This window comes from Kribbella sp. VKM Ac-2569 (assembly GCF_004216905.1).
GTDB lineage: Bacteria > Actinomycetota > Actinomycetes > Propionibacteriales > Kribbellaceae > Kribbella.
This window is the reverse complement of sequence record NZ_SGXJ01000004.1, coordinates 851,934-870,052: the sequence shown is the minus strand read 5'-3', so window position 1 is coordinate 870,052 and position 18,119 is coordinate 851,934. Positions and strand designations below refer to the sequence as shown.

The window sequence follows — 18,119 nt, the reverse complement described above, 5'->3', positions numbered from 1 at the left end:
CCGTCCCCGACGACTTTCGTAGGGGGCGACGACAGCCGCTCGTCCGATGTGCGACCGGGGTCGGTCACGGTTGACTCGATGTCATGATCACCGTCGAGAACCTGACCAAGCGCTACGGCAGCACCACGGCTGTCCAGGACGTGGCGTTCACCGTTCAGCCCGGCAGCATCACCGGCTTCCTCGGCCCGAACGGCGCCGGCAAGTCCACGACGCTGCGGATGCTCACCGGTCTGACGCCGCCGACCTCCGGCACCGCCACCATCACCGGCAAGCGGTACGCCGACCTGCCGAACCCGGGCCGGGTCGTCGGGGTCATGCTGGACGCCGCCGCGCAGCACCCGGGCCGCACCGGCCGCGAGACGCTGCTGCTGAACGCGAGCCTCCTCGGCGTGCCGAAGACGCGCGCCGACGAGATGCTCGAGGCGGTCGGACTCGGTCACGCCGCGAAGCGCCGCGTCGGTCAGTACTCGCTCGGTATGCGGCAGCGGCTCGGTATCGCCAGCGCGCTGCTCGGCGACCCCGCCGTACTGATCCTCGACGAGCCCGCGAACGGGATGGACCCGGAGGGCATCCGCTGGATGCGCGGACTGCTGCAGGACTTCGCGTCCCGCGGCGGCACGGTGATCCTGTCCAGCCACCTGCTGGGCGAGGTGCAGGCGACCGTCGACCGGCTTGTCGTCATCGGCGGCGGCCGGATCGTCGCCAACGGCTCGCTCGAGGAGTTGCTGGCCGGATCCGGCACGCTCGTCCGCGGCCTCGACCCGATCGGCCTGAACGAGGCCCTGACCGCCGCCGGGCTGAACCTCGAGCCGCTGCACGACGGCGTGCTCCGCGTCGACGCCACCGCCGAGCAGGTCGGGCGGGCCGCCGCCGCTGCCGGTCAGATCCTTCTCGAACTCCGCCAGAGCGACGGCGCCGGCCTGGAGGATCTGTTCTTCCAGCTGACAGCTGAGCCGTCACAGCCCGTCGCCGCAGCCGCCTGATCACCTCGAATCTCTGGAGACTTTCATGACCACCGTGACCGACGTCGCGCCCGCGACAACCGCCAAGCACCGGAGCGAGGTGGCGACCAGCCTGCCGCCCGCGCGCGGTCAGTCCTTCCTGAAGCTCGTCACCATCGAGCTCCGCAAGTCCGTCAACACCCGCAGCGGCCGGGTCCTGATCGCCGCGATCCTGCTGATCGCGCTCGCCGCGCTGACCTGGCAGTTCACGCACCTGCCGCAGGGCGACGCCGGTTTCGAGGGGTTCCTCGGCGCCGCGTCCACCGGCGTGATGCTGCTACTGCCGGTGATCGGCGTGATGGCGATGACGTCGGAGTGGACCCAGCGGACCGCGCTGACCACGTTCACGCTGTCGCCGCGCCGGGTCCGGGTGCAGCTGGCCAAGTTCGTCTCGGCCGTCGTGCTGAGCGTGGTCGTGATGACCGCCGTCGTCGCGCTGGCGCTTGCGAGCACCGCCCTCGCCGGTGGGATCACCGACCATGCCGCGTCGTACGCCGGACTCGGCGGGCAGCTCGCCGGTGCCTACCTGACCGTCGCGTTGAACGTCGTGATGGGCGCCGCCTTCGGTGCCGTCATCCCGCAGACCGCGGTTGCGATCCTGGCGTACTTCATCGCGCCGACCGCCTGGTCGCTGGCCGGGCCAGCGCTGTTCAAGGACAACGCGAACTGGCTGGACGTGTTCGGCGCGCTCGGCCGGATCGCGGAGCGTGATCTGCACGGGATGGTGCCCGAGACGCTGGTCTCGGTGGGGGTCTGGATCGTTCTTCCGACTGTCCTCGGACTGTGGGCAAGCTCACGTCGCGAGGTCAAGTAACGGGGGCGAAGGCGGCGGGGCGGGCTGGTTTGAGGGGATCGGCCCGCCCCGCCGACGCGGTGATCGGACCTCTTCGGGGTCCGGCCAGGGGGCGGTGCGTGTGTCGATCCGCCGCTCCGGGTATCCTTGAACCACGATTACTGACGACTGATCCGTGGGCGCCACGCAGCGTACCCGGTTGACTTGTGCGAGGGGGTCGACGCTATGGGGCGCGGCCGTGCAAAGGCCAAGCAGACGAAGGTCGCACGCGACCTGAAGTACCGCACCTGGGACACCGACTTGGACCAGCTCAAGCGTGAGCTGTCCGGTGACCAGGGTGGCGACCGTTCTGCAAACGGCGAGAACGACGGCGACGGAGACGACGCCGACGACTACCACCCCCGTCGGTAAGCCACACCAGCGTGGTTGAACTGCTCAAGCGCCCTTAGGGGTGCCTGAGCAGTTCACCGTGCGCCCGACGAGTTTTCACACAGCACCGCCTGTGGCGGATCGGCGATTCCAGCAGCCCGAGGCGTCGGACGGCTCGATAGCGACCCGCTCTCAGGCGGCGGCTGTGCAGCGGCCTACTTGGCGTAGGTGCCTTCGAGGGTGACGGTGCCGCCAGGAGTTGCGGTGACTTCGCCGCAGATCCAGGCGGGGATGTCACGGGCAGCCAGCGCCTGAACGGCGGCGTCGGCAGCCGACTGATCCAGTACGGCGACCATGCCGGCGCCCATGTTCAGCGTCTTCTCGAGCTCCGGCAGTGCGACGTCGCCGAGGAGCCCGACGAGCCCGAAGATCGGTGCCGGTGTCCACGTCGAGCGGTCGATCCGCACGGACAGCTCGTCCGGGATCACTCGCGCCAGGTTCGCGGCGAAGCCGCCGCCGGTGATGTGCGACATCGCGTGCAGCGGCTTGTCGTCACCACCGTTGAGCTCCTGGATCAGCTCCAGGCAGTGCTTGGCGTACACCCGCGTCGGCGTCAGCAGCACCTCACCGAGCGTCGTACCCAACTCGGGCACGACCCGGTCCAGCTCCCACCTCGCGCGGTCGAAGAACACGTGCCGCACCAGGCTGTACCCGTTCGAGTGCAGTCCCGACGACGCCATCGCCAGTACGACGTCCCCTTCGCGCACCCGCTCCGCGCCGAGCACCTCGTCTGCCTCGACCACACCGGTCGCCGCGCCTGCCACGTCGTACTCGTCCGGCTTCAGCAGCCCCGGGTGTTCGGCGGTCTCTCCGCCGACGAGCGCCGTACCGGCCTCGACACACGCCTCCGCGATGCCCTTCACGATCTGCGCGATCGTCTCGGGCACCACCTTGCCGGTGCAGATGTAGTCGGTCATGAACAACGGCTCCGCGCCGCACACGACCAGGTCGTCGACGACCATCCCGACCAGGTCGAACCCGATCGTGTCGTGCTTGTCGAGCTTCTGCGCGATCGCGACCTTGGTCCCGATCCCGTCCGTCGACGTCGCCAGCAGCGGCCGCCGGTACGACGTCAGCGCGGTTGCGTCGAACAACCCGGCGAAACCGCCGAGCCCGCCGACCACCTCGGGACGGGTCGCCTTCGCCACCCACTCCTTCATCAGCTCGACGGCCCGGTCACCGGCCTCGATGTCGACCCCGGCAGCGGCGTAACTCGCGCCTTGACTCACGTTCTGTTCTCCCTAGAAGTACTACGGGCGGCTGAGCGCGTCCGCGGCGCCGGCTCCGCCGGAGACCGTGGCCAGTCCGTCGACGTCGGTGGCCACCGGCAGCTCGAGCAGGTGCTTGCCGAGGTGCTCCGGGTCCGGCAGCGCGACCGGGTAGACCCCGTCGAAGCAGGCCCGGCAGAGTCGCTCCTTCGGCACGGTGGTGGCTTCGACCAGAACATCGAGGCTGATGTAACCGAGCGAGTCGGCGCCGAGCGAGCGGCAGATCTCCTCGGTGTTCAGGCCGTTCGCGATCAGCTCGGCGCGGCTGGCGAAGTCGATGCCGTAGAAGCACGGCCACTTCACCGGCGGCGCGGTGATCCGGACGTGGATCTCCTTGGCGCCCGCCTCGCGCAGCATCCGGATGACGGCGCGCTGGGTGTTGCCGCGGACGATCGTGTCGTCCACCACGACCAGGCGCTTGCCCTCGATCACCTCGCGCAGCGGGTTCAGCTTCAGCCGGATGCCGAGCTGGCGGATGGTCTGGCTCGGCTGGATGAAGGTGCGGCCGACGTACGCGTTCTTGACCAGACCCGCCCCGTACGGGATGCCCGACTCTTCGGCGTACCCGATCGCGCCCGGTACGCCGGACTCCGGGGTGGCGATGACGAGGTCGGCGTCGGCGGGGTGCTCGCGCGCCAGCCGGCGGCCGATCTCGACCCGGGTGGAGTGGATGCGCTGGCCGGAGATCTGGGTGTCCGGGCGGGCCAGGTAGACGAACTCGAACAGGCAGCCCTTCGGGTCCGGCTCGGCGAACTTGGTCGAGCGGAGCCCTTCGGCGTCGATCGCGACGATCTCGCCGGGCTCGACCTCGCGGATGAAGCTCGCGCCGACGATGTCCAGGGCGGCGGTCTCGCTGGCGATCACCCAGCCGCGCTCCAGCCGGCCGAGCACCAGCGGGCGGATGCCCTGCGGGTCGCGGGCGCCGTACAGCGTGTTCTCGTCCATGAAGACCAGGCTGAACGCGCCCTTGACCTTCGGGAGGATCTTCGCGGCCGCCTGCTCGATGGTCAGATCCGGGTACCCGGCGAGCATCGAGGTGAGGATGTCGGTGTCGCTCGACGCACCGTGCTTCGCGTTCGCCTTCGCGTGGTCGACGTCGGCGTCCAGACCGAGGTCCAGCTCCCCTTCGCCGTTCAGGCTCGCGGCGAGCTCGCTGGTGTTGGTCAGGTTGCCGTTGTGACCGAGCGCGATCGACCCGGTCGCGGTAGACCGGAACGTCGGCTGCGCGTTGGCCCAGACACTGGACCCGGTCGTCGAGTACCGGCAGTGGCCGATCGCGATATGCCCGCGGAGCGAGGCGAGAGTCGCCTCGTCGAACGCCTGGCTGACCAGCCCCATGTCCTTGTAAACGAGAATCTGACTCCCGTTACTGACCGCGATCCCGGCCGACTCCTGCCCCCGGTGCTGCAAGGCATAGAGCCCGAAGTAGGTGAGTTTGGCAACCTCTTCCCCCGGCGCCCAGACCCCGAAGACGCCACAAGCGTCCTGCGGACCCAGATCCTGCGGGTCGAGTTCATGAGTAAGCCGACCATCGCCACGAGCCACACCAGCAGTCTACGGGACGCAGACAGGTCCGCAGACCGAGCACCTACCAGCAGACAGCGAGCACGTTGCAGGCCGGGCTGGCGCCGGTGGCAGACGCGGTCAACGGCGCGGGGATCAACACAACCACGGCAAAACCAACTACTGTCAGCAGCTTCCTGATCACGTATCGTCCTTTCAGAAAGAATCCGAACCGCCATTGAGTGCTCATTTACGACGCACTCTGTATATGGTCGGTTCCGACAAGTTTCTGGAGGAGAAGGATCGTGCTGGAGCCGCTGGGGGTGGACGAAGCCACTTTCGCGGTCTATCACGCCCTGCTCAGCCATCCAGACAGTACGCCCGAGCAGATTGCGGCGCTAGTAGACCGCTCAACGAGCGACGTCCAGGAACTGATGGGCAAGCTCCGAAGCCTCGAGCTCCTGGTCCCGACCTGGACGAACCCGGAAGGTGAGCACGCGGTTCACCCCCGCGTCGGGCTGACCGGCCTGGCCGAACGGCGCAGGACCGAGTTGAACAAGGAACTCGGCGAGCTGAAAGAAGCCGAAGCCTCCGCCGAAGTGATCGCCGAGCAGTACAACGAACTGCTCACGTCGCGAACCAGCGGAGATGTCGAGGTACTCAAGGGCCGCGCGAACGCGTCGCGCCGGATCGAGGAGCTCGCACTGAAGGCCAAGGACACCTTCTGGGGTCTGGTGCCGGCGCACTTCGACGAATCGATCCCGCAATCCCTCAAGTCGCCCGACTTCGAGCTGCTCGAGCGCGGTATCAAGCTGCGAACCCTCTACCTCCAGAGCATGACTGCTTCGAAGCAGGCGCTGGAGTACGTCTCGACGATGCACCGGCTCGGCGGCGAGGTCCGGGTGACACCGACGCTGCCCATGCGACTTCTCCTCTTCGACCAGGAGATCGCGGTCATGCCGATGGACCCCGAGAACCCGACCGCCGGTGCGGTGATCCACCGCACGCCTGCCGTCGTGTCCGTGGCCTTGGCGTTGTTCGACTCCTATTGGTCCCGCGCGTCCGAGATGTTCGAACCAGGCGACCGCGACGACGAGACGCCCTTGACCCCCCACGAGGCTGAAGTGCTCCGTCTCCTCGCCGGCGGCGCGAAGGACGAGCAGGTAGCCCGCCTGCTCGGCATCTCCCTCCGCACAGCCCGCCGGATCACCGCCAACCTCTCCGAGCGCCTAGACGCCGCCAGCCGCTTCGAACTCGGGGTGGCCGCCGCAAAGCGCGGCTGGGTCTGACGAACTTGTTCAACTCCTCGGGGCTCACGGAGGACCTGCTCGCGGTCTACCGGGTCCTGTTGCAACAGCCAGAGCTGGGCCGTGACACACGACTGAGCGAACTGGCCGCCGAGTTGGGGCGTACCGAGGACGAGACGTCCCGGGATCTACAGAAATTGCGGGATCTCGGGTTTGTCGTGCCGAGCTGGATCGAGGGCGTCGAGTATCCGCTGGATCCGGCGGTCACCTTCGGTCGCCTGGCAGAAAGCCAACAGCAGGAGATCGACGCGCTGAGCGAACAACTCCGGGCAGACCAGCTCACCGCAAGCAGATTCACCGCAGACCTTGCGAATTTCCTGGTTCAGAGAACAACAGGCGACGTAGAGATCCTCCAAGGACGCGAACTCGCCAACCAGCGAATGCAGCGATTCCGACCGGAGAAAACGTCTTGGGGATTGATCCGAGACCCGGGTCAACTCACTTGGGACCCAGAGACCTTTCCAGACAGAAAACATCTCGAGCGCGGCGTCGAGATGCGGTACATCTATCCTGAGTCGTATTTCAAGCGTCCTCGCGGGCGTGAATTCCTGGAATTCATTGCGAGCCTTGGCGGCAAGATTCGAATCGCTCCATCGGTTCCGTTCCGATTAATCATCTTCGACAGCGAAACCGCCGTGATGGCGATCGACCCTGAGGACAGCTCTGTCGGTGCTGTCATACATCACAGCCGCGCCGTGGTGCGGATGGCTATGGAACTGCACCTGAGCTACTGGGATCGAGGCGTCGACCCGTTCAAGGAGCAGCCAGCAACTCGCGAGGGCGGGATCAGTGCGCAGGAGGCTGAGTTTCTTCGGCTCCTGGTGCACGGGGCGACTGATGAGCAGGTGGCGCGGAAGCTGGGGGTTTCTATGCGTACCGTTCGCAGGATGGCGGCGAAGCTTAGTGAGCAGGTGGGGGCTTCGGGGCGGTTTGAACTGGGGGTTCGGGCGGCGCAGCGGGGGTGGGTGGATTAGCCCCAGTCCCAGGCTCGGGAAAGGGGCTTGGTAAGGCAGGACAAAGTGTTCTCCTCGGTGGGACGGGAAGGGCGAGAGGAATGGGTGCGCCGCCCGGCCTCTCGGTACGAGAGTCAAACAGAGCGAACGCGGCGCGGGCAACGGGCGACACTGGCCGGGGGAGGTCGTTGGCCGGGGGCGGCCACCTGCTCCCGCATCCGCTTTGCGGAAACTTTCTGCCGTCAGGTGCCGATTAGTTACCGGAAAACAGGTCGGCCGTCGGCGCGCCGCTTCAGCGGGGGCCGACGGCCGTTGCGTTTGGTGTGGGGCTAGACCGTTTTCAGGGCGGCGAGGAGTTTGCTGAGGGAGTCTCGGGCGTCGCCGAAGAGGAGGGTGGTTCTGGGGTCGTAGAGGAGTTCGTTCTCGATGCCCGCGAAGCCGGGGCGCATGGAGCGTTTGAGGAAGATGACCCGCTGGGCCTCGTCGGCGTTCAGGATCGGCATGCCGTAGATGGGGGCCGACGGGGTGTTGCGCGCGGCGGGGTTGACGACGTCGTTGGCGCCGACGACCAGTACGACGTCCGTCGTCTTGAAGTCGCCGTTGATGTCGTCCATCTCGCGCAGTTGCTCGTAAGGCACCTGGGCCTCGGCGAGCAGCACGTTCATGTGGCCGGGCATGCGGCCGGCGACGGGGTGGATGGCGTAGTCGACCTTGACCCCGCGGCTCTGCAGTTCGTCGACGAGGTCGCGGAGCGTGTGCTGCGCCTGCGCGACGGCGAGACCGTACCCGGGCACGATGATGACCTTGTTCGCGTACCCGAGCAGGATCGCGACGTCCTCCGGTCCCGCCGAGATGACCGGCCGGTCGGACGCCGTACCGGCACCCAGCGTCGACCCGCCGCGCACGGCACCGAACAGGATGTTGAAGACGGACCGCCCCATCGCGTCCGCCATCAGCTTGGTCAGCAACGTACCGGCCGCGCCGACCAGCGTGCCCGCGATCAGCAGCAGCGTGTTCCCGAGGACGTAACCGCCCGCGGCGACCGTCAGACCGGTGAAGGCGTTCAGCAACGAGATCACGATCGGTACGTCGGCACCGCCCACCGGCAGCACCAGCATGACGCCGATCGCGAGACCGATGAGGCAGAGCAGTACGCCGACCCACACCCGCGGATCCGACACGAGCCAGGCCGCGAGCGCGATGCCGCCCAGCAGCGAGGCGACGAAGAGCACGGGCAGACCCGGGAACGTCACCGGACGGGTCGTCATCAGCTCCTGCAGCTTGGCGAACGTCACCACCGAGCCGGAGAAGCTGATCGCGCCGACCAGGATCGTGAACGCCGTGGCGATCGCCGCGACGGTCGCGTCGGAGGACACATCACCGAGCTCGACCAGGGCGACCAGCGCGGCCGCGCCACCGCCGACGCCGTTGAACAAGGCAACGAGTTGCGGCATCTGGGTCATCTGCACCCGCCGCGATCCGATCACACCGCCGACGGTGCCGATCGCCAGCGCGATCAGGATCGGCACCAGGTGGTCGGGCTTGTACGCCGCGAACGTGATGATCACCGCGAGGGCAGCTCCGGCGGCGCCGATCAGGTTGCCGGTGCGCGCGCTGCGCGGCGACGACAAGGCCTTCAGCGCGACGATGAAGCAGACCGCGGAGACCAGGTACCCGATCTGGGCCCAGGTGGGGATCACTTGTGCAGCTCCTTCTTGCGAGCTCCCGGACCTTTGAACATCTCCAGCATCCGGTCGGTGACCACGAACCCGCCGACCATGTTCACCGTCGCCAGTACGACGGCCAGCAGCCCGACGATCACCACGATCACGGAGTCGGCCGCGCCGGTGACGATGATGGCGCCGACCAGGATGACGCCGTGAATGGCGTTCGCCCCCGACATCAGCGGGGTGTGCAGCGTCGAGGAGACCTTGCTGATCACCTCGACCCCGACGAACGCGGCGAGGACGAAGATCGTCAGCAGCGCGATGGATTCCGTCATGCCTGGCCCTTCAAGAGCTCTCGGGTGGGCTCGTGGAGTACGGAGCCGTCGTGGGTGACGCAGCATCCGCGGACGATCTCGTCGTCGAAGTCGGGATCGAAGGCAGCGTTCCGGGTCATCAGCCGGATCAGGTTTGCGATGTTCTGACCGTAGAGCCGCGAGGCGGGCCCGGCCATCTGCGACGGTACGTTCGCGCCGCCCCAGACCAGTGCGTCGCCGATCGTCAGCTCGGTCCCGGCGACAGATCCTTCGACGTTGCCGCCCTGCTCGGACGCCAGGTCCACCACGACCGACCCAGGCTTCATTTGCTCGACCATCTGCCGCGTCACCAGCATCGGCGCGGTCCGGCCCGGTACGGCGGCTGTCGTGATGAGGGCGTCCGCGGCGGCGACGTACGGCGTGAGCAGTTCACGCTGGAGCTGCGCGCGTTCCGGGGTCATCTCGCGGGCGTATCCACCAGGTCCGTCGAGCGTGCCGAGTTCGAGCTCGATCGGTATGGCGCCCATCGACGCGATCTCCTCCGCGGCGGCAGTACGTACGTCGTACGCCTTGACCACCGCTCCGAGTCGTTTCGCGGTGGCGATCGCCTGCAGGCCGGCCACGCCGGCGCCGAGGACGAGGACCTGGGCCGGCGGGACGGTGCCGGCCGCGGTCATGTTCAGCGGGAAGAATCGCGGCAGCCGTTCGGCGGCGACGATCGCGGCCCGGTACCCGGCGACGAGCGCCTGCGACGACAGGGCGTCCATCGACTGGGCCCGGGAGATCCGCGGGATCAGCTCCATCGCGAACACGGTCAGCTTGGCCCGGGTTGCGGTCCGGACCACGTCTGGCGGGTTCGTCGGCAGGAACGACATCAGCGCCGTACCGGCGTGCAACCGTTGCAGACGCTCACGTTCGAGCGGCTGCACCGACGTCACGATGGTGGCCGCGTGATCGGCGCCCCAGGCCACTTCGGCGCCGGCGTCGCGGTACTGGTCGTCGGAGAACAGCGCGCGTTCACCGGCGGCCGGCTCGACCGCGACCTCGTACCCGAGCTCGATCAGTTTCGCGACTTGTTCCGGCACCAGCGCGACCCGGCGCTCCGCCGGTCTGGTCTCCCGTACGACTGCGATCTTCACTCGCCGAAACCTATGCCAAACACTGGGTCGCCGAAAAGCCCGGTCACGCCTGGTTTGCCAGGTTCTGAAGCAGGAGCGCCTCGGCGAGGCAGACCTTGGTGAACTCCGCGAGGTGCAGACCCTCGTCGATGCCGTGGGCGCGGGTGTCCGGATCCTCCACGCCGGTGACCAGGATCGAGGCCTGCGGGAAGGTCTGCTGGAACTCCGCGATGAACGGGATCGACCCGCCCATGCCCATGTCGATCGGCTCGACACCCCACGCCGTCTTGAAGGCCGCCCGGGCCGCTTCGTACCCGGCGCCGCGGGCGTTCACGCTGCACGGCTGACCGTTCTGCCCCTCGGTGACGGTGACCTGCGCACCCCACGGCGCGTGGTTCTCAAGGTGCGCCTTCAGCGCCGCGCTCGCCTTGATCGCGTCGTCGCCCGGCGCGACCCGCAGGCTCACCTTGGCCCGCGCGACCGGTACCAGCGTGTTGCTCGCCTCTGCCACGGACGGCGCGTCGATCCCCAGTACGGCGATCGCCGGCCGGGTCCACAACCGGTCGACGAGCGAACCCGAGCCGGTCAGCCGGACGGAGTCCAGCACACTCGACTCGGCCCGCAGCCGGTCCTCCGGGTACTCCACATCGGCCGCCCGGGAGGCGTGCAGCCCATCCACTGCGACGTCACCCTTGTCGTCGTGCAGCGTCGCGAGCAGGCGGCACAACGTCGACAGCGCGTCCGGGATCGGCCCACCGAACAATCCGGAATGGACCGCGTGATCCAGTGTCCGCACCTCGACGTACGACTCGACCAGACCGCGTAGCGACACCGTCAGCGCCGGCCGGCCGATATCCCAGTTGCCCGAGTCCGCGATCACGATCGCATCGGCGGCGAGCTCGTCGGAGTACTCGTCCAGCAACTGCAGCAGGGTCGGCGAGCCGATCTCCTCCTCGCCCTCGACGAACACCGTCACGCCCACCGGCAGATCGTTGCCGAAGGCCCGTACGGCGGCCAGGTGCGCGGCGATCCCGGCCTTGTCGTCGGCCGCGCCCCGCCCGTACAGCCGGTCGCCCCGCTCGGTCGGCTCGAACGGGTCCGACGTCCACTGCTCGACCGCCCCGGTCGGCTGGACGTCGTGGTGCGCGTACAACAGCACTGTCGGCTTGCCGGCCGGCGCGGCCTTCTTGGCGATGACCGCGGGCGCGCCCTCACCGGCCCGGACGATCTTCACCGTGAAGCCTTCGGCCTCGAACAACGCCGCGGTCGCCTCCGCGGACCGCTGGACATCGGCCGCGCGGGCCGGTTCGTAACTGACCGACGGGATCCGGATGAGGTCCTCGAGGTCGGCACGGACGCTGGGCAGAACGCGGTCGATCGCCGCTGACAGATCGCTCATGCGACAACCGTACGGCGTCCGTTCGCGAAGCTGACGCCCGGTGAACCCTCGCGCGTTACTCATTGCCGATTTACTCTGAAAATCTCGTAGGTTTCCGCCCAACCTCGTGAGGTCACCATGCGCTTTCTTGCCATCTCGACCGCCCTCGTCACCACAGCCGCCGCCCTGACAGGCGCTCTGCCCGCGCACGCCGCGATCAGTTGCGACACCTCGACCAGCGGCGGTTCGACGTTCTACGACGGACCATCGGCGTCCTACAAGTACGACGCCCGGTTCAGCAACAGCGCGAGCATCCCCAACCTCAGCACGCACACCCCGCAAGGCGCCGGCACCTGGTACAACTGGGACGGCTCCGGCAAGAACCTGATCCTGATCGCGGCGTACCGCGAAGGCGCCGACTCGCAGATCTACGGCATCGACCCGTCCACCGGCTCAACGGTCGGCGTGGTCGCGATCGCCGAGTCCCACGTCGGTGGGATCACCGTGAGCAAAGGCTGGGCGTTCGTGTCCGGCCAAGGCAGCAGCATCCGCAAGTACCGGCTGACGGAGTTGCGCGACGCGTTGAAGGCCGCCGGTACGCCGTACCTCGGGCAGGTCGGTACGGCGCGTGACGTGGCCGGATCGTCGTTCATCGGGAGCTACGGGGACTCGTTGTTCTCCGGGACGTTCAACGAGACCGGCCGCGGAACCATGTACGAGTACAAGATCGCGGACGACGGCACGCTGACCACGCTGGCCGGCGCCTGGGAGGTCCCGACGAAGACGCAGGGGCTGACGATCACCGCCAACCACTTCATCTACAGCACGTCGTACGGGCGTGGGAACCGCAGCAACATCTACGTCGTGAAGCGCGGTCAGAAGGATCTGGACGCGGCGGCGCTGAGCTGCTTCCGCGCCCCGAGCATGACCGAGGGCATCACGGAGTACAACGGCACCGCGTACCTGGTCTATGAGTCCGGGTCGTACCTGTACGCGTCAGATCCCGCCACGCTGAACGTCATTCCCCGCATGCACAAGGCAACCATCTCGTCCCTGACGTCCCTGGTTCCTTAGGACGAGTACGTCGCCGAGTCCGCTACTGCTTGCCGACTTTTCGGGTTGTCGTCGCGTACCTGGACCCGGAGGAGAGTCGTGTCGTTCACCTTCTTGTACTGCTCCAGCACGGTTGGCACGTCGTTGCAGTTGTACCTGAAGGTGACGACATCTCCGGATTGCTCCCCGGTACTTCCTCCAGTGCAGCCAGGTGGAGCGGAGGCACTCGTCGGGAGTTGCGTGGCGTTCACCAGACCTACGTAAACGCCTTCGGTCTTCGGGTTGGTCTTCCACGTTGACGTGTCCGTGCTGACCACCAGCGACTTGTCGGCGGTCGCCTGCTCGCCCCACTGCCGCGGGACCTTTACCGACAGCCCCGCGTGCTCAACCATCACCGGGCGGGTCAAGACGTACTGGTAGCCGCCGTACCCGCCGCCTGCTGCCAGCACCACTGCAGCGAGTGCCGTGAAGACACCTGTCCGCCCGCGACTCTGGGGTTTCGCACCAACGGTGGACTGGCTCGCACTGGCCAGTGCGGTCGCCTGGTCGACTGGACCGGTCGCGGCGCTCGGTGCGGGCATCTCTGCGGCCGGCACGAGGCCCGCCGGGATCTTGCCCGTGGTGTGCGCCTCGCGCAGTGCGTTGAGGAAGCTGTCGAGGTCCGGCCAGCGCTTGTCCCGATCCGGCTCGAGAGCGCGCCGTACGACGACATCGACCGCATCCGTCACGTCTTCGCGCAGTGTGGTCATCGAGGGCGGTGGAGCTTCGATCTGCATCACCGCACCGAGGCTGGCCACACCGTGCGGCGCCTGGCCGGTGAAGGCGGCGTACGCGACCGCACCGAGCGAGTACAGGTCGGCGCGGTGGTCCAGGCGTTCGCCCATCACCTGTTCGGGAGCGACGTACGCCGGGGTGCCGCCGGGCATCGTGATCCGGGAGACCTCAGCGAGCGACTTGCCCAGCCCGAGGTCGGACAGCATCGCGCGGTCGCCGTTCGGATCGGTGCGGAACAGGACGTTGGCCGGTTTCACGTCGCGGTGCAGGACGCCGCGGGCGTGCAGGTGCTTCAGGCCGCGGCCGACCTGCGTGATGATCCGGACCGCCTCGCCGAACTCGAGCGGGCCGGCCTTGATCCGGTCCGCGAGCGTGCCGCCGTCGGCGTAGGTGAGGACCATGAACGGGCGGCCGTCGTCGGCCTCGCCGATGTCGTGCACGCCGACGACGTACAGCGAGTCGACCTTGCGCAGGAACCGGCCCTCGGCCAGGAACCGGCGGCGGACGTCCTCGTCCTCGACCCAGTTCTCGGAGAGGATCTTGACCGCGACCTCGGCGTCCAGTTGCTCGTCGCGCGCCAGCCAAACGGTCGCGAAACCCCCGGCACCCACCCGGCGGACCAGGGAGTACCGGCCGATCCGCGGTGGCTGGTCCATGGCGTAATTATGCTCGATCCGTTCTGCGACCCGTTCGCTGGAGTGAACAAAGCGGTATTTTCCGGCGTCACATCTGCGAGAACGGGATGCTGATCTCCCGCCCGGCCGTGGTCCGCCGCACGGTCCGTAACCGTGACCTGACCATGAACTGTTGAGGAGATCGCCGATGCGAGTGCAGAACGGCCGCCTGGTCGCCCTCGTCGCAGCTGTTGCCGTCGCCGCCGTCACGGGCGGCGGAGCCCTCGCGTGGCGCCAGGGCCCGGAGGCCAACGCGGAAGCCGACGCGGCCCCGCTGTCCAGCTCCCCGTCGTCGGCGGCAAGCACCCCGACCAAGAGCACCACCACGGCCAAGCCGACCGCAACGCCGTCGACCCTGAAGCCGTCGAGCCCGGTCACGAGCACCCCGTCCGGCCCGATCAAGACCAAGATCGACCTGAAGAAGCTGACCACGGGCCGGACCCCGCAGATCACCTACCTGAGCGGCCGGACGATCCGCGGCGGCGCCGGCGAGGACGTCAAGATCCCCGGCAGCACCGACATCCAGGAGGTCGCGCGGCTGGGATCGTCATCTCTCGCGGTTGTCAGCAAGGGCTTCGGAACCGAGATGCTGACGCTCGATGGTGAGGGCAACGTCATCCGCCGAACGCCGGACGTGAAGCAGATCGCCACGACTGAGGACAGGACCGCCGCGGCATATGTCGCCACCCGCACGAAGGACAGCGGCGAGGATCTGCCCGGAGCGACCATTTATGCCGAGCAGAGCGACATTCAAAAGGTCACCGTGTCGGACATCTGGAACACCACGCTGCTCGGCTATGTCGGTGACAAGGTCTACTTCGACGGATCGACGACACAGGACGGGAGCACCCTCCTGTACGAGTGGACGCCCGGCACCTCGAAGCCCATTCAGCTCAAGGCCATCCCCAAGCCGATGGCGGTGTCGAGCGCAGGTACGGCGGGCTCGCTGACCACCCTGGCCGACCAGAACAGCTGCAGCAGCCTCCTCACCGTGCCGGGCGGAAAGCGTCTTTGGCGGACCTGCGACTACCTGATCCTCGGCTTCACCCCAGATGGAGCCACCGCGATCGCCGGACCGAAGTACCAGGACGGGTACGGCGACGGCATCGCCGGCGCCCTGGACGCGAAGACAGGTGCACTCCTGCACGAATGGACCGGCGTCTTCCGGCAGACGGTCGCAGAGGACGACCAGCACCTCCTCCTGCTGGCGGACACCGGCGAGGAGACGCCCGCATCCATCGTCCGCTGCACAATCACCACCGGCGCCTGCGAACTAGCGACGCCACTTGCAAGAGGAGCGCTGCTGATCGGCAGCTGATCGCCTCCCGACCTCAGGGGCAGATGTCACTTGCTGCAAGAACCGTTGCGAGCGGTCTTTGCGCAGGGCAGACTCCCGCGTACGTCGAAGTCTCGACATACACCGGTACTGGGGAGGAAATCGAGAAATGCGAGCATTTACCGCTGGGGCAATCACGTTGGGGGCTGCGGCGCTGATATGTGCGACAGCACTTCCTGCCGCGGCAAACGACGCCTCGGTCGACCTTGCATCACTTCCGGGCTCAGCCAAGGTGCACCACGGGACCTGGACCGACTCCGTGGACACGCTCAAGGCCTGTCTTGGCGGCACCGGGAGCTACACCAAGGCAGTGGCTCAGATCCGCCCCGCGGACGGCGTGGGACCGACCTTCTCCATCACGGACACCAGCGTTGGCGATGGTTGCCGCAGCACAGGGAACCTCAGCATTCCGGAAGACGAGCGCTACATCTTGACCCTGACGGTGTCCGGTTCGAGGTTGAGCCCGGCACGCACCGGCTCGGTCTCCTTCTACACCTGATCGTCCTGGGCTGACTCTGCCGACAGCTAAACACATCCGGCAGCCACCGCGCACAGGCGACACTGAACGGATGGATCGGGTGGCTGTTCTTGCTGACATCCATGGCGTGCTGCCTGCGCTGGAAGCGGTGCTGGCAGATGCACAGCAGGCCGAGCTGATCGTGCTGGCTGGGGACATCGCCAGTGGGCCGCAACCGGTGGAGACGCTGGATTTGTTGACGGGGCTGGGCGAGCGGGTGGTGTGGGTGCGCGGTAACGCGGACCGGGAGCTCGTGGAGATGGCTCGGGGGACGTACGACGCCAAGCCGCCGGATGCGGTGAGTCCTTGGGCTGCGGAGCAGTTGCGGCCGGATCAGGTTGAGCTGCTGGCCGGACTGCCTACGACCGTGACGATCGGGGACGTGTTGTTCTGTCACGCCACTCCGCGCGACGACGAGGAGATGGTGCTCGTGGACAGCCCGATCTCCCGGTGGGCGCAGGTGTTCACGGGACTGCCAGAGGAGGTCAGGACCGTCGTCTGCGGGCACACGCACATGCCGTTCGCTCGGCAGGTCGATCGGCGGTTGGTGGTGAACGCCGGCAGCGTCGGGATGCCGTACGGCGCTCCCGGTCCGAGTTGGGCGCTCTTGACCGAGGACGGCGTACAGCTGCGGCGTGCACCGCTTGACGCGGCCAAAGCCGCAGCCAGGATCGAGAGCGAGTCGACGTACCCAGGACGTGCGGAGTGGGTCGCGGAGTACCTGCTGCACAACTACTCCGACACGGAAGCGCTGGAGGCGTTCAGGCCGCGCGCGGAGGGCTGAGCGGTTACCGTCAGGGGGTGTTCGCGCGGCGGCGGAAGCATTTCGGGACTCCGGCCGACAAGGCGACGTATGCGACCCTGCATACCGCCTCGTTGGCCAGCCCGCACCTGCGCGAGGGCCTGACACCCGCCGCGGCCGGCAAGGCCAGCCGCCACTTGAGAGACCTCCTGGGTACGGCGGCCATCGCGATCTGCGACTCCTCCGGCGTACTGGCGTGGGACGGCGTAGGTGGACCGTACGAGAGCAACCACCGCCGCGACGCCAAGGACCTCGCCGCAACGACACTCCGCTCCGGCCGTACGGCGGTACTCGGCGCACATGACGTGGCGTGCGGCGACCCGCAATGCCCGATCCGTACGGCGGTCGTCGCGCCGATCGTCACCGAGGAGCGCGTGGTCGCCGTACTGGTCGCGTACAGCAACAACACCTCCGCAGCACTCGTCAGAGCGACCGAGGAGGTCGCCAGGTGGGTCTCTGGTCAGGTAGAGCTCGCAGAGCTCAACAAGGAACGCACCCGGGCCATGGAGGCGGAGCTGCGCGCACTACGCGCCCAGATCAGCCCGCACTTCATTTACAACGCTCTTGCGGCCATAGCGTCGTTTGTACGCACTGACCCGGAGCGGGCGCGTGAACTGCTCCTGGAGTTCGCGGACTTCTCCCGCTACGCCCTTCGGCGTGGCGGCGAGTTCACCACGCTGGCGGACGAGCTGCGCAACGTGGAGCGCTACCTGGTGCTCGAGCAGGCCCGCTTCGGCGACAGGCTCAAGGTGTCGCTGCAGATCGCCCCTGAGGTGCTGCCGGTGGTCATCCCGTTCCTGGTCGTGCAGCCCCTGGTGGAGAACGCCGTACGCCACGGCCTGGAGGGTACGACGGGAGTCGGCAACATCACGATCCGCGCGCGCGACCAGATCAACGAGGCGGAGATCAGCGTCGAGGACGACGGCGCCGGCAGCGACCCGGAGGTGATCCGGGCGGCCCTGTCCGGCGAGTCCGGCAGCGACTCGGTAGGCCTCGGCAACGTCGACGCCCGGTTGCGGCAGGTGTACGGCGACGCCTACGGCCTGGTCGTGGAGACCGCCGTGGATGCGGGAACCAAGGTGATTTTCCGAGTGCCCAAATACTCGTCAGGAGTGCACGCCGTCTCGCGTTGACGGTGCTTGTCGGGCGGACTAGCGTCGGAAGAGATCCCTGATGGCGTTGGCCTGCGCATCCGCGGGGAGCAGCGCCGGTGGAACGGGATTCACCTGGGC

General features: G+C 67.7%; 17 protein-coding genes. 10 read left to right on the top strand and 7 right to left on the bottom strand.

Annotated elements, in window-relative coordinates; genetic code table 11:
* Nucleotides 1-83 precede the first annotated feature (83 nt).
* From EV649_RS30785 to EV649_RS30775, 3 genes are all read left to right on the top strand, one after another.
* On the top strand, nucleotides 84-983 hold the full coding sequence (locus EV649_RS30785) for an ABC transporter ATP-binding protein (RefSeq protein WP_130387091.1): 900 nt from the start codon (nucleotides 84-86) through the stop codon (nucleotides 981-983).
* Nucleotides 984-1,008: 25 nt separating this feature from the next.
* On the top strand, nucleotides 1,009-1,815 hold the full coding sequence (locus EV649_RS30780) for an ABC transporter permease (protein WP_130387090.1): 807 nt from the start codon (nucleotides 1,009-1,011) through the stop codon (nucleotides 1,813-1,815).
* A 204-nt stretch (nucleotides 1,816-2,019) separates the two neighbouring features.
* Nucleotides 2,020-2,205, top strand: coding sequence for a DUF3073 domain-containing protein (locus EV649_RS30775; protein WP_130387089.1), 186 nt, complete (start codon nucleotides 2,020-2,022; stop codon nucleotides 2,203-2,205).
* 173 nt (nucleotides 2,206-2,378) lie between these two features.
* Here the strand turns inward: EV649_RS30775 and purM are convergent, their stop codons facing one another.
* On the bottom strand, nucleotides 2,379-3,452 hold the full coding sequence (gene purM / locus EV649_RS30770) for a phosphoribosylformylglycinamidine cyclo-ligase (protein WP_130387088.1): 1,074 nt from the start codon (nucleotides 3,450-3,452) through the stop codon (nucleotides 2,379-2,381).
* 21 nt (nucleotides 3,453-3,473) lie between these two features.
* A complete protein-coding gene (gene purF / locus EV649_RS30765) occupies nucleotides 3,474-5,036 on the bottom strand; it encodes an amidophosphoribosyltransferase (RefSeq protein ID WP_130387087.1) in 1,563 nt (520 codons plus the stop codon).
* 263 nt (nucleotides 5,037-5,299) lie between these two features.
* Between purF and EV649_RS30760 the strand changes: the two genes are divergently transcribed.
* Both EV649_RS30760 and EV649_RS30755 read left to right on the top strand, forming a co-directional pair.
* A complete protein-coding gene (locus EV649_RS30760; RefSeq protein WP_241998840.1) occupies nucleotides 5,300-6,283 on the top strand; it encodes a LuxR C-terminal-related transcriptional regulator in 984 nt (327 codons plus the stop codon).
* 5 nt (nucleotides 6,284-6,288) lie between these two features.
* A complete protein-coding gene (locus EV649_RS30755) occupies nucleotides 6,289-7,275 on the top strand; it encodes a LuxR C-terminal-related transcriptional regulator (protein WP_130387086.1) in 987 nt (328 codons plus the stop codon).
* Nucleotides 7,276-7,583: 308 nt separating this feature from the next.
* Here EV649_RS30755 and EV649_RS30750 read toward each other — a convergent pair whose 3' ends face one another.
* Genes EV649_RS30750 through EV649_RS30735 form a run of 4 tightly spaced genes read right to left on the bottom strand, consistent with a single transcriptional unit; the run spans nucleotide 7,584 to nucleotide 11,752 of the window.
* Nucleotides 7,584-8,954, bottom strand: coding sequence for an NAD(P)(+) transhydrogenase (Re/Si-specific) subunit beta (locus tag EV649_RS30750; RefSeq protein WP_130387085.1), 1,371 nt, complete (start codon nucleotides 8,952-8,954; stop codon nucleotides 7,584-7,586).
* Nucleotides 8,951-9,256, bottom strand: coding sequence for an NAD(P) transhydrogenase subunit alpha (locus EV649_RS30745; protein WP_130387084.1), 306 nt, complete (start codon nucleotides 9,254-9,256; stop codon nucleotides 8,951-8,953). Before EV649_RS30745 ends, EV649_RS30750 begins: the two co-directional genes overlap by 4 nt.
* Entirely contained in the window at nucleotides 9,253-10,374 is a 1,122-nt protein-coding gene (locus EV649_RS30740; RefSeq protein WP_130387083.1) for an NAD(P) transhydrogenase subunit alpha, read from the bottom strand. The genes EV649_RS30745 and EV649_RS30740 overlap by 4 nt, the downstream gene beginning before the upstream one ends.
* Nucleotides 10,375-10,417: 43 nt before the next feature.
* Nucleotides 10,418-11,752, bottom strand: coding sequence for a dipeptidase (locus tag EV649_RS30735; RefSeq protein WP_130387082.1), 1,335 nt, complete (start codon nucleotides 11,750-11,752; stop codon nucleotides 10,418-10,420).
* A gap of 117 nt (nucleotides 11,753-11,869) precedes the next feature.
* Here EV649_RS30735 and EV649_RS30730 point away from each other — a divergent pair, with 117 nt between their 5' ends.
* A complete protein-coding gene (locus EV649_RS30730; RefSeq protein ID WP_130387081.1) occupies nucleotides 11,870-12,805 on the top strand; it encodes a hypothetical protein in 936 nt (311 codons plus the stop codon).
* On the opposite strand, the gene EV649_RS30725 is transcribed toward EV649_RS30730, so the two are convergent.
* On the bottom strand, nucleotides 12,802-14,214 hold the full coding sequence (locus tag EV649_RS30725) for a serine/threonine-protein kinase (RefSeq protein ID WP_130387080.1): 1,413 nt from the start codon (nucleotides 14,212-14,214) through the stop codon (nucleotides 12,802-12,804). The two genes, EV649_RS30730 and EV649_RS30725, sit on opposite strands and share 4 nt — an antisense overlap.
* 166 nt (nucleotides 14,215-14,380) lie before the next feature.
* On the opposite strand from EV649_RS30725, the gene EV649_RS30720 reads away from it, so the two are divergent.
* The 4 genes from EV649_RS30720 (at nucleotide 14,381) to EV649_RS30705 (ending at nucleotide 18,020) form a co-directional block, all read left to right on the top strand.
* Nucleotides 14,381-15,550, top strand: a complete 1,170-nt coding sequence (locus EV649_RS30720) for a hypothetical protein (protein ID WP_130387079.1) — start codon at nucleotides 14,381-14,383, stop codon at nucleotides 15,548-15,550.
* 277 nt (nucleotides 15,551-15,827) lie between these two features.
* Complete coding sequence (locus EV649_RS30715) at nucleotides 15,828-16,067, top strand: hypothetical protein (RefSeq protein ID WP_130387078.1); 240 nt, start codon at nucleotides 15,828-15,830, stop codon at nucleotides 16,065-16,067.
* 70 nt (nucleotides 16,068-16,137) lie between these two features.
* Nucleotides 16,138-16,869, top strand: a complete 732-nt coding sequence (locus EV649_RS30710; RefSeq protein ID WP_130387077.1) for a metallophosphoesterase family protein — start codon at nucleotides 16,138-16,140, stop codon at nucleotides 16,867-16,869.
* A 17-nt stretch (nucleotides 16,870-16,886) separates the two neighbouring features.
* Nucleotides 16,887-18,020 (top strand): histidine kinase, encoded by a 1,134-nt coding sequence (locus tag EV649_RS30705; RefSeq protein WP_130387076.1) that lies wholly within the window; start codon nucleotides 16,887-16,889, stop codon nucleotides 18,018-18,020.
* Nucleotides 18,021-18,119: the final 99 nt, after the last annotated feature.

Excerpts from the sequence above, each read along its gene's own strand:
- EV649_RS30785 (WP_130387091.1), top strand. The coding sequence starts at position 84 with ATGATCACCGTCGAGAACCTGACCAAGCGCTACGGCAGCACCACGGCT.
- EV649_RS30780 (WP_130387090.1), top strand. The coding sequence starts at position 1,009 with ATGACCACCGTGACCGACGTCGCGCCCGCGACAACCGCCAAGCACCGG.
- EV649_RS30775 (WP_130387089.1), top strand. The coding sequence starts at position 2,020 with ATGGGGCGCGGCCGTGCAAAGGCCAAGCAGACGAAGGTCGCACGCGAC.
- EV649_RS30745 (WP_130387084.1), bottom strand. The coding sequence starts at position 9,256 with ATGACGGAATCCATCGCGCTGCTGACGATCTTCGTCCTCGCCGCGTTC.
- EV649_RS30735 (WP_130387082.1), bottom strand. The coding sequence starts at position 11,752 with ATGAGCGATCTGTCAGCGGCGATCGACCGCGTTCTGCCCAGCGTCCGT.
- EV649_RS30730 (WP_130387081.1), top strand. The coding sequence starts at position 11,870 with ATGCGCTTTCTTGCCATCTCGACCGCCCTCGTCACCACAGCCGCCGCC.
- EV649_RS30725 (WP_130387080.1), bottom strand. The coding sequence starts at position 14,214 with ATGGACCAGCCACCGCGGATCGGCCGGTACTCCCTGGTCCGCCGGGTG.
- EV649_RS30720 (WP_130387079.1), top strand. The coding sequence starts at position 14,381 with ATGCGAGTGCAGAACGGCCGCCTGGTCGCCCTCGTCGCAGCTGTTGCC.
- EV649_RS30710 (WP_130387077.1), top strand. The coding sequence starts at position 16,138 with ATGGATCGGGTGGCTGTTCTTGCTGACATCCATGGCGTGCTGCCTGCG.